The organism is Croceivirga thetidis, assembly GCF_012272815.1.
Lineage (GTDB): Bacteria > Bacteroidota > Bacteroidia > Flavobacteriales > Flavobacteriaceae > Croceivirga > Croceivirga thetidis.
Genome location: NZ_JAAWWL010000002.1, coordinates 1,086,595 through 1,098,303, shown reverse-complemented (window position 1 = coordinate 1,098,303; position 11,709 = coordinate 1,086,595). Strand labels below are relative to the sequence as shown.

Annotated in this window: 8 protein-coding genes and 1 tRNA gene; 7 read left to right on the top strand and 2 right to left on the bottom strand. The window is 39.6% G+C overall.

The window, feature by feature from the left end:
- The first annotated feature begins 9 nt into the window (after positions 1–9).
- The 7 genes from HCU67_RS12630 (at position 10) to trxB (ending at position 10,271) form a co-directional block, all read left to right on the top strand.
- Positions 10–83, top strand: a tRNA-Pro gene (locus tag HCU67_RS12630).
- Positions 84–730: 647 nt separating this feature from the next.
- A complete protein-coding gene (locus HCU67_RS12625; RefSeq protein WP_168552969.1) occupies positions 731–1,966 on the top strand; it encodes a hypothetical protein in 1,236 nt (411 codons plus the stop codon).
- Between the two features lie 60 nt (positions 1,967–2,026).
- Positions 2,027–2,650 (top strand): hypothetical protein, encoded by a 624-nt coding sequence (locus HCU67_RS12620; RefSeq protein ID WP_168552968.1) that lies wholly within the window; start codon positions 2,027–2,029, stop codon positions 2,648–2,650.
- A 250-nt stretch (positions 2,651–2,900) separates the two neighbouring features.
- Positions 2,901–3,566 (top strand): beta-phosphoglucomutase, encoded by a 666-nt coding sequence (gene pgmB, locus HCU67_RS12615; RefSeq protein ID WP_168552967.1) that lies wholly within the window; start codon positions 2,901–2,903, stop codon positions 3,564–3,566.
- Between the two features lie 153 nt (positions 3,567–3,719).
- On the top strand, positions 3,720–7,124 hold the full coding sequence (locus HCU67_RS12610; RefSeq protein WP_168552966.1) for a methylmalonyl-CoA mutase family protein: 3,405 nt from the start codon (positions 3,720–3,722) through the stop codon (positions 7,122–7,124).
- A 31-nt stretch (positions 7,125–7,155) separates the two neighbouring features.
- Positions 7,156–9,231 carry a TonB-dependent receptor family protein gene (locus HCU67_RS12605; protein ID WP_168552965.1) on the top strand — a complete coding sequence of 692 codons (2,076 nt, stop codon included), beginning with the start codon at positions 7,156–7,158 and terminating at the stop codon, positions 9,229–9,231.
- A gap of 74 nt (positions 9,232–9,305) precedes the next feature.
- Positions 9,306–10,271, top strand: coding sequence for a thioredoxin-disulfide reductase (gene trxB, locus HCU67_RS12600; RefSeq protein WP_168552964.1), 966 nt, complete (start codon positions 9,306–9,308; stop codon positions 10,269–10,271).
- A gap of 80 nt (positions 10,272–10,351) precedes the next feature.
- On the opposite strand, the gene HCU67_RS12595 is transcribed toward trxB, so the two are convergent.
- Both HCU67_RS12595 and HCU67_RS12590 read right to left on the bottom strand, forming a co-directional pair.
- Complete coding sequence (locus HCU67_RS12595) at positions 10,352–10,798, bottom strand: hypothetical protein (RefSeq protein ID WP_168552963.1); 447 nt, start codon at positions 10,796–10,798, stop codon at positions 10,352–10,354.
- 148 nt (positions 10,799–10,946) lie between these two features.
- The gene (locus HCU67_RS12590) at positions 10,947–11,669 is read right to left on the bottom strand and encodes a head GIN domain-containing protein (protein WP_168552962.1); all 723 of its coding nucleotides are present in this window, start codon (positions 11,667–11,669) and stop codon (positions 10,947–10,949) included.
- Positions 11,670–11,709: the final 40 nt, after the last annotated feature.

Here is an 11,709-nt window from a genome sequence, read left to right as displayed (position 1 = left end):
ACCAAAATACGGGATGTGGCGCAGTCTGGTAGCGTACACGCATGGGGTGCGTGTGGTCGCTGGTTCGAATCCAGTCATCCCGACAAGCTAAAGCTGAAAAGTTCTCACTGAAAGGTTACTTTCTAAAGAGAACTTTTTCTTTTTGGTATTAATCAAAGCTTAGCTTTGATTTGCAGCAAATCTATTCTAGTTGCATAAAGTGAATCAGGTCACCCCAAGACTTAAAAACTCGGGTAACAAACTGAATTTCGTTCTGGACTTTTGGTTTTATAAGCATTGATTTTTATTTTTTGACTTAAGGTATTTGCAATTGATTTAATCTCAACTTTAAAGGCCAGCCTTTAAACAAATTTTAAACCTTGCTTGACAAAAATGATGTCAAGTAAACCCTTAAATACTTCAAATTCAAGAAAAAAATTTGAAGTCAGAATTCAAATAATCGGCTCCAATTTCAAATTGCGAGGTTGACCTAATTTCAACCCAACCATTTCGAAGAAGTACTTAGACCAACAATTTCCATTGGGAGACTAGTATTGGTAATCATGCAAAGAGAAAAATTTTAAAATACCATCTCTTAATTTATATATATCGACTCTTGATTTATAAAAGCAGATTTACTTCAGTTGTTTTTTACTGTTGCTCCATACATCTTTACAACGTCAAAATCGCGGTGAAGACAGGCGCAAACCGAAAAGCCAGAAAAGAGTAGGAATAATTTTTTAATAATGTTATGAAATACTATACACACATTTTATTGGTGTCATCGATATTACTTTTAGTGATATCCTGTTCAAAGAACGAAGAAGAAATAATCGATTCTGAACAAATCTTTGATGTTAATGCGAGTTTTGAAAAACAAATAATGTCGATTCCAAATAATTCATTTACAGATGAATCTTTGATAACGGAATACTCTGAAATCATGAAGGAAGTCTTAACAATGGCGAAAGACGCAGAATTCAGAAATTACATTTACAAAGAATCGGTGAATGAAAGTAATGCGGGTGATGATTATTTGGTCAATATTGTTGATGTGAGTGATGCATTTAAATCCAAAGGAGGTGCATTTTCAAAATCATCTGAAAATCTAGGGCGCTTAGATTCTAAAATTAGGTCCATTGATGCAAGTATTGAACCCATGGTTTTCTTTCCCAAGGCAGAGACAATAGAAGATAGGGTAATTGCAAATAAGAATTATGATGTCTCAAAAAATCTAAATGAACCTATAGCCGTTTTGAAAGGTGCTTATAACGATGATTATTCTGCTCCCGGATATACTTTAAATGCAAATGGAGATTTGGTCTACAACCAAATGATAAATGAGGATTTTGCATGGAACAATGATGTTTATGTCATTGGTGCACGTGAAAATACTGGTTTGGTAGTCGGTCCTTGTGGAGAGGAAAACTATCAAAAAAACTCAAATGATTGTTACGCTACTGGCGGAGGTGGAGGTGGAGGTTCTTCGACCCGGAATACCAGGGTGAATGGACGAGCCGAACTCGGCGGAGAACTCCAAGTTACCAGTGACCTAAATGAAATAGAACATTGGTTTTCCGGCAAATTAGAATTTAGAATGGTTGTTGCAGGTGTTGAGGGTTCTGCAGCAACCGTCATTAGAGACCTGGCATTTGGGAAAGTAAAACGCAAACATTTCAGGGATAAGAAGTGGTATGACTATGATGTTTTCTTATTTAACTGGAATCTCAACAATTTGGGAGACTTCAATATCGAAAAGTGGATTGAGGTAGATGGAGGCCCAACAGGTGAAATTTCAATTACTCTGCCTGGTAGAGCCGCAAAACCTGCATCAGGTGATACTCCTGCTGTGTCCGCTTTTCCTGGAGGAACCGCAAAAGTTAGTTTTAAAAGGGATGATGATGATTTGGGAGTAAGTTTGATTCAGTTTACCGATGATTTAACCCAAGAATATTCATTGGGTAAAATCAAAATTAGAAGAAATTAAAACTAAATTTATGTAAAGGACCAATACCGGATTATCCGGTATTGGTTATAAATCAATCTGATGAATCGAATTATCAAAATTTTGTTTTGCTTATCAATAACAATTTCCACCTTACAGGCACAGAATAATTCTGAATTCAACTTGGAATTTGTTGCCGGCCTAAATACTCATGGGACTGGAGACATACCGGGTTATCAATTCGGCTTTATTTACGGTCAATCCGTTTCAAATAAATTGCATTTGCAAATTGGTTTTGAAGGAACCCTAAATGATAAACCTGATTTTGAATTGTTTTATGAAAATCAATCTGGAAATTTAATCGACGCCTCCCTACATACGGTAACTTCAGGAATGCAGCTCATATTTGGATTAAAATACAATTTTGTTCAAACAACGAACCATGAGTTTGGTGTTTCTTTATTGCCATTAGTGCGATATCAGGCGACTTCCTTGAGTGATAGTTACGATACCTTGTTCCCAGCAATAACTGATTTGCCATTTCCTGTTAGAAATATAATTAGAATTGAACCTGGTAGGACTTTTGCTGTTGGGGCAGGATTAAGATTGGGATATAGTTGCAATTTCGGGAATTCCTTATTTCTTGGGATAAATGGAGGTTTTCAGGGCGATACGAATGAGGATACAATTGTATCATACTTCTTGAGCGTTGGGAAAAAGTTTTAGTTATCCAACAGGGAATTAGTATTTATAACTAGCTTGAAAATTAATCCTAGACTTTTCTTTCTCTAAATTCTTCTTGATTGGAGTTTATTTCTGATTTGAAAATCCTGTTTTGAGCATCAGGATTGGTCAAAAACAACTTTACGTTTTTGGTTGACCACGCTCTATCTTAGCTATTGAAAACTAAGATGGATTTTTGTGGTAAAATTCCCATTTAGTCCTAAATTGCAGCTTTAAAATCCAGACTTGACCAATGATTAAAGGATTCATATTTGACCTTGATGGCGTAATAACCGATACTGCTGAATTACATTTCCAGGCTTGGAAGAAACTTTCAGATGATATGGGCTGGCAATTCGACCGTGAAGTAAATGAAAGACTTCGTGGGGTTTCTCGAATGGATTCCATTAATATCATCAGAGAACATAACAACGCTGAGGTTTCAGAAGAAAAATTATTGGAATTGGCTACGTTGAAGAATGATATTTATGTCGCCAGCTTAGATCAAATGACTCCTGATGATTACTTGCCTGGGGCACAAGAATTATTGACCTTGTTGCGTCAAGAAGGTTTTTTGGTGGCGCTGGGCAGTGCAAGCAAAAATTCAAATAAGGTTTTAAAGCAATTAGGGGCTACCAAATTCTTTGATGTTATCGGCGATGGTAACAGTGTTTCTAAAAGTAAACCGGCCCCAGATATTTTCCTTTTTGGTGCAGAGCAACTTAAATTAAAACCAGAACAATGCATTGTTTACGAAGATGCAGAGGCTGGTGTTGATGCCGCAAAAGCTGGCGGTTTTTATAGTGTTGGTATTGGTCCTGAGGAACGGGTCGGTCATGCTGATGTCCGTTTTGAGACCATGAAAGAAGCCACCTTATTTGAAGTTAAATCTGCATTCGGCGAACTCTTTGATAACTAGTTTTAGAAAACTAGAAATTTACCGGTCGTAACCTAAGACTTGTCTTTCAACCAATATTTTAGATAATTCTCAATTAACGAGGTATTTTTTAGCGAAAAATTAAATAAGTGTCTTTATTTAAACGCTAAATTTGTGATTATCTTAAAATAACCCATGAAAGCTCCTGAAATCTATAAGCCTAAGAATAAGGTTCGAATAGTTACCGCTGCCTCTTTATTTGATGGGCATGATGCATCCATAAATATTATGCGCCGCATTATTCAAGCAACGGGTTGTGAGGTCATTCACTTAGGTCATGATAGGAGTGTTGAAGAAGTGGTCAATACGGCCATTCAAGAAGATGCCAATGCTATTGCAATGACATCCTACCAAGGCGGACATAACGAATATTTTCGGTACATGTACGACCTGCTCCAAGAGAAGGGAGCTGGCCATATTAAGATTTTTGGTGGTGGTGGCGGGGTAATCCTCCCGACCGAAATCAAAGAATTGATGGACTACGGAATAACCCGTATTTATTCTCCTGATGATGGGCGTGAATTGGGCCTACAGGGAATGATTAATGATTTAGTGGAAAAGGCCGATTTTCCTATCGGTGATAAATTAAATTCTAGTTTGGAAGAGTTGGCCAACAAGGTGCCTACCGCAGTGGCTAGAACGATATCTTCAGCTGAAAACTTTCCCGAAGTTTCCAAATCCTTACTAGATAAAATCCATCAAAAGAACAAGACTTCCAAAATTCCTGTTTTAGGAATCACTGGTACAGGTGGTGCAGGAAAATCAAGTTTAGTTGATGAGTTGGTGCGCCGCTTTTTAATGGATTTTCCTCACAAAACATTGGGGATTATTTCAGTAGACCCTTCAAAACGTAAAACCGGAGGAGCTCTTTTAGGTGATCGTATTCGAATGAATGCCATAAACAACCCTAGGGTTTATATGCGCAGTTTAGCAACTCGACAATCGAACCTCGCACTTTCAAAATACGTGAATGAAGCAGTTGAAGTGTTGAAAGCAGCTGAATACGATTTAATAATTCTTGAAACATCGGGGATTGGGCAATCCGATACCGAAATTATAGAGCATTCTGATGTTTCACTTTATGTAATGACCCCAGAATTTGGAGCGGCAACACAATTGGAAAAAATCGACATGCTTGATTTTGCTGATTTAGTAGCCATCAATAAATTCGATAAAAGAGGGGCTCAAGACGCCTTGCGTGATGTACGTAAGCAATACATGCGCAATAATAATCTGTGGGATATTCCACAGGAGCAGTTGCCCATTTTTGGCACCATTGCCTCACAATTCAATGACCCTGGTATGAACACGCTCTATGGACGAGTGATGAAAACACTATCTGAGAAAACAGAGGTCAAGCTTGAATCCAAGTTTTTTTCAGAAGATGGCGAAAGTGAAAAAATCTTTATTATTCCACCAGCTCGGGTTCGCTACCTGTCGGAAATATCAGAGAACAATCGGGCATATGATAGTGAGGCAGATGTGCAGGTAAAAGTGGCCCATCAGCTTTATGGTCTGTACAAGTCGTTAGAAACAATTTCTGGTCAAACTCCTCAACTTACTAAATCCGGATTGTCATTTAAAGGTGAAACTAAGAATCCAGACTTGACCAAGGTCTTGATAGCAGAATTTGACCAGGTCAAAATGAACTTTAATCCCCACAATTGGGAAAAACTGTTGTTGTGGCAAGAAACCCTAGCCAGTTATAAAAATCCAGAATATCGATTTGAGGTCCGCGGCAAGGAAATCAAGATGGAGACACATACCACCTCGCTGTCCCACCAACAGATTCCAAAAGTTGCATTACCAAAATTCGCTGCTTGGGGAGACATTTTGAATTGGCTGTTACAAGAAAATGTACCGGGTGAATTTCCGTACACAGCGGGCCTATACCCATTCAAACGAAAAGGGGAGGACCCAACACGAATGTTCGCTGGCGAAGGAGGTCCGGAACGAACTAATAGAAGGTTTCATTATGTAAGTTTGGACCAACCAGCAAAGCGATTGAGCACGGCATTCGATTCAGTAACACTTTACGGAAACGACCCCGATTACCGCCCTGATATCTATGGTAAAATTGGGAATGCTGGGGTATCCATCTGTTGTCTTGACGATGCTAAAAAGCTATACTCCGGCTTTAATTTGGCTGACCCAAAAACATCAGTAAGCATGACAATCAATGGTCCTGCACCAATGCTTCTGGCCTTTTTCATGAACGCTGCCATCGACCAACAGTGTGAATTATACATCAAGGAGAATGGTCTTGAAAAAGACGTGAACGCTAAAATTGCTAAGATATATCAAGGAAAGACCAGACCATCGTATCAAGGAGCCCTTCCAGAGGGGAATGATGGGTTAGGATTAATGTTATTGGGAGTCACAGGAGACCAAGTGCTTCCTTCCGAAGTATATAATAAAATCAAGGAGGAGACCATTTCACAGGTACGTGGTACGGTACAGGCTGACATCCTAAAAGAAGATCAAGCTCAAAACACCTGTATTTTCTCAACTGAGTTTGCCCTTCGATTAATGGGTGATGTTCAAGACTATTTCATTCAAAAAAATATTCGAAATTTCTATTCTGTCTCTATTTCTGGCTATCACATTGCAGAAGCCGGGGCAAATCCCATAACCCAATTGGCGTTTACCTTGGCCAACGGCTTTACTTATGTGGAGTATTATTTAAGTCGTGGAATGGATATTGATAAGTTTGGTCCGAACCTTTCTTTCTTTTTCTCAAACGGTATTGACCCAGAATATGCAGTTATAGGTCGTGTGGCAAGACGTATTTGGTCAAAGGCCATGAAGTTGAAATATGGGGCTGGGCCTAGGGCACAGATGTTGAAATATCACATACAGACTTCGGGAAGAAGTTTGCACGCCCAAGAAATTGACTTCAATGACATCAGAACAACGTTACAAGCCCTTTATGCCATATATGACAATTGCAATTCACTACATACCAACGCCTATGACGAGGCGATTACCACACCTACTGAAGAGTCGGTGCGTCGCGCAATGGCCATTCAATTAATCATAAATCGAGAACTGGGATTGGCCAAAAACGAAAATCCGCTGCAAGGTTCTTTTATCATTGAAGAATTGACTGAATTGGTAGAAGAAGCTGTACTTCAGGAATTTGACCGAATTACGGAAAGGGGAGGAGTGTTAGGTGCTATGGAAACCATGTACCAACGTGGTAAGATTCAAGAAGAAAGCTTGCACTATGAGACGTTAAAGCACAATGGGCAATACCCTATTATTGGGGTCAATACATTTCTAAGCAGCAAGGGCTCTCCAACCATAATACCGCAAGAAGTCATTCGAGCAACAAAAGAGGAAAAGGAGAATCAAATTCAAACCTTGCAAAACCTGCACTCAAATAACGAAACAAAAGACCTTCTGAAAAGACTACAAGGTGTTGCAGTGAACAATGAAAATATATTTGAAGAATTGATGGAGGTCAGTAAATACTGTTCGTTAGGTCAAATTACTTCTGCATTATTTGAAGTTGGTGGTCAATATCGCAGAAATATGTAATTTTTCCGCTTGTAAGAACAAATCCTGTGCTATGCTTAAGTTCGAGTGGCTCGACTATAAATCGAGATGTATCGAGAATCTCTTTTTATTGCTAATTACTAGCTTTTTTTCGATTCAACAAATCCAAGCCCAACAAGATTCCATTCCTACAGTAGAATTGGATTCAGTGGTAGTGCAAGCAGCACGATTAGGCGCAACTGAAAATACACTCCCGATGGCGGTTACAGTAAAAAACGTAACCCAATTGCAACAAAATCTACAGCAACTCACAGTTAATGATTATTTACTGGCAGTCCCTGGAGTTTTTGTGCAAAGTGGTAACAATTTTGCACAGGATGCCAGAATTTCCATTCGAGGTTTTGGGGCCCGCTCGGCCTTTGGTATTCGGGGAGTGAAATTGGTCATTGACGGCATACCGGAAACCACGCCTGATGGACAAGGGCAAGTTGACAACCTAAATCTTGGGCTTATTGAAAACATTGAGATAATCCGAGGAGCCTCATCCTCACTTTACGGGAATGCCTCCGGAGGGGTGATTAGCGTCAACACCCTTTCGAATTTTACTAAAGATTTTGCTCGAATTTCTTCTAGTTATGGCAGTTATAATTTTCAAAACTATCAAGCCGTTGTTGGACTATTGGGAAAAAAGACCAGAACTACCTTATTCACCAATAGAACAACACAAGATGGATATCGGGATCACAGTCGATTTGAGACCAACCAATTTAATTTAAGGAGCAACCTTTCTTTGAATTCAAATTCCAAATTGAATTTTCAACTAAATTATACCGACAGTCCACTGGCAGAGGATCCAGGTGGACTTTTGCTGGACGAAGCAGAAGCCAACCCTTCGCAGGCTAGGGATAGAAATGTCGAGTTCAATTCAAGGGAGGCAGTAAAACAATTCAAAACAGGATTGGCTTATCGATTGAATACAGCTAAAACAACCTTAAATAGCTATGGGTACTACAACTATCGGGATTTTGAAAATTTTCTACCCTTTCAGTTTGGTGGTGCAGTTGATGTAATCAGAAATTATTGGGGGCACGGTAGTAATCTTACTTTAAAATTGATTGCTGAAAACAAACTGAATTTTCAGTTCGGATATGATTTGGCTTTTCAAAACGATAGAAGAACCCGGTATCAAAATTTAGAAGGTGAGCGGGGAGATGCGACCCTACGACAGAATGAGCTATTCCGAAACTTCGGAAGCTTTGCCATTTTACAGTCTGAGTTGAACAATTGGGTATTTCGAGGTTCCATGCGTTATGATAGAAATGTATTGGAAGCAGAGGACGCTTTTTTGTCAAACGGCGATGCTTCGGGTGAAACCACTTTAAATACAGTTAACCCCAGTTTGGGAATACGATACCGATTTGATGCGTTCAATTCTGTATTTGCTGGATTTTCCACCAGTTTTGAAACTCCTGTATTGAGTGAATTATCGGCTAATCCTGACAACTCAGGGGGATTTAACCGAAATCTGCGTGAGCAAACTTCCAGCACTTTTGAACTGGGATATCAGTATTTTAAGAATGGGTTCTCCTTAGGCCTGACTGGATTCTACATTCAGAGTGAAGGAGAATTCGTTCCTTTTGAATTGGAGGCTTTTCCTGACCGAACTTTTTTCAGGAATGCTGGAGAAAGCGAGCGTTTTGGTTTGGAATTGGCCTCAACGTGGAGAATAACAAGACAATGGCGATTGAGCGGGTCGTATGCGTATTCTGATTTTACTTACGCACTGTTCGATATTCCTAACGGAAATTTTGACGGCAACCGTTTACCAGGAATTCCAAAACATTTGGCAGCGCTCCGAACAAGTTTTAGAAAAAATGGGTTGCTATTGCGATTGGATAGCCAGTATAGGGGAAACTTTTTTGCCAATGATTCCAATACGGTTAAGGAAGATTCCGTTGTCCTGCTAAATTTTGGTGGCTCGTATCGAATTGATTTAAAGACGTTTGATTTGCAACCGTTTTTTGGCATCAATAACCTTTTGAATTCAGCATATAACGATAATATCAGAAGCAATGCGTTTGGCGGGCGATTCTTTGAACCTGCACCAGAAATCAATGGATATTTAGGTCTTCGATTGTTAATTGACTGATGATAACTTTCTGTAAGGTTCTTGGCAAAAAAACTACTTTTGTAATAGACGATAATTAGACAAATACAAAAGGAATGTCAAACGAAATTGAACGATTGAAAACGGTGATTGTAGGTTCAGGTCCTGCTGGTTACACGGCAGCGATATATGCGGCGAGAGCAGACCTAAAACCAGTGGTTTACACCGGAATGGAACCAGGAGGACAATTGACAACAACAACAGAGGTCGACAATTTTCCAGGGTATCCTGAGGGCGTTGATGGACCTTCAATGATGGTACAACTGCAACAACAAGCGGAGCGTTTTGGAACAGAAGTTCGTATTGGAATGGTAACCGCAGTTGAATTGAGTGATGAGATTGGTGGTATTCATAAATTAACTATCGATGATAATAAGATAGTTGAAGCTGAGACAGTGATTATTTCAACAGGTGCTTCTGCCAAATACCTTGGGCTTCCAAGTGAGCAAAGACTCCGAGGTGGTGGTGTTTCAGCATGTGCAGTTTGTGACGGTTTTTTCTATAAAGGTCAAGAAGTGGCTATTGTCGGTGGTGGAGACACTGCAGCCGAGGAAGCTTCATATCTAGCGAATATCTGTAAAAAGGTCACCATGTTGGTGCGTAAAGACCATATGCGTGCATCTAAAGCCATGCAACATCGCGTGAACAGCCTTGAAAACATAGATGTTCGATACAATACTGAAATCGACGAAGTACTCGGTGAACAAGTAGTGGAAGGACTGAGAATGGTGAATAACCAAACTGGTGAAAAAGAAGAAATCGCCATTACGGGTTTGTTTATCGCAATTGGCCACAAACCCAATACCGATATTTTCAAGGGGCAATTGAATATGGATGAAACGGGATATATTATCACGGAACCAGATTCAACCAAAACTAATAAACCGGGTGTTTTTGCCAGTGGTGATGCCCAAGATAAAATCTATCGACAAGCTGTTACCGCAGCAGGAACTGGGTGTATGGCTGCTTTAGATGCAGAGCGATACCTTGCCACAGTTGAAAGCAAGGAATTAACGGTATAATTTCTTTGATATAATATAAAAGCCGCTGGTCACTTATTATATGCTCAAGTGCAGCGGCTTTTTTTAGTTGGATTAGTTACTTAGTCTATTCGAATGTAATTTTCAGAAAACGTTCGGTCACCTTCTTCATTAAAGTTAACTTGACTGTACATATCGTCTTTTAAAATCAATTCAAAGGTAAATTCTTTGACGGAGTCCAGTGCTTTTTCCATTTGCCCGTCCCCGTATTCAATGTGTTCAATAAGTTGATTATCTGTGATTTTGTATGAACCATAGCCAAATCGTCCAGATGGTTCATCCTCATCATGGCGTGACCACATTACTTTACCGTTGTAAAACATTTTCACCTGTCGATAACCTTCAGCCTTGGGCACGGTATCCGTAATATGTATTCCATCATCGTAGTTATAAAAACTAACAAGCTCCCATGTGCCTTGAATGGAATGGTATGGGGTGTTTTCTTTGGTGTCCGTTGTGGCACTAACCAGTAGAAATACCAAAAGTGCCAATCCTAGTAATTTTTTCATTGTAGGTGTTTTAAGAAGATAATTGCCAATTCCTACAAAAGGTACAAAAAAAATTATCAAATCATTAACACATAGGTCATTTTGTTAATGAAATAAAAAACCCTCTGGATTGCTCCAAAGGGTTTTTCGTTAGGTTGATTGTGGTTGTCTAATTCTTACGAATGCTTCCAGATACCGATTTGGATTTTTGAACGCTTGCGTCTCCTGAATAAGAGATGTCCGCTCCACTACTTGCATCTGCAATTAGTGTTTCGGAAACATTTACACTTATATCGGAGCCACTGCTTGCGTTTGCATTACAGCTTTTGGCCTCTAATCTTCCAGCCCTGATATCTGCTCCACTACTGGCGTCTGCATAAAACATTTCTGTTTTACCTGCAATTTTAATGTCTGCACCACTACTGGTATTGGCATTGATTTCTTGGGCATAAACTTCCAATTGAATATCTGAACCACTGCTTGCGTCCAATTCAAGTTGGTCGGCCTCTAAAACATCTTGTACCACCAAGTCAGCCCCACTTGAGCTACTCAAGGCTGTTACCTTTGGCAAATACACATAAATGTTTTTTGTGGCGCGCCCTATGTTCTCAGTGGTGTGCACTTTTAAGCGCCCATCTCGAATGTCGGTTGCTATCAAATCGATAACATTCTCGTCGGCCTCAACCGAGATTTTGAATTCGTCAGCTTGAGTGACGAATACATCAAGACCTTCTGCTGCAGAAACCTCTGTAAAATCTCCAGAAATATCCCTGGATTCTTCTACAATTTGACCATTACCCTTTTTACCTGGTCCAAAATTAGCATCAAACATACAGGATGATGCGAACAGGCTCATTACAATTGCGATTGCGATTCTTGCTAGTGTTGTCATTTTTGATTGTTTTTGATTGACTATGTGAAAGTCTAAAGAT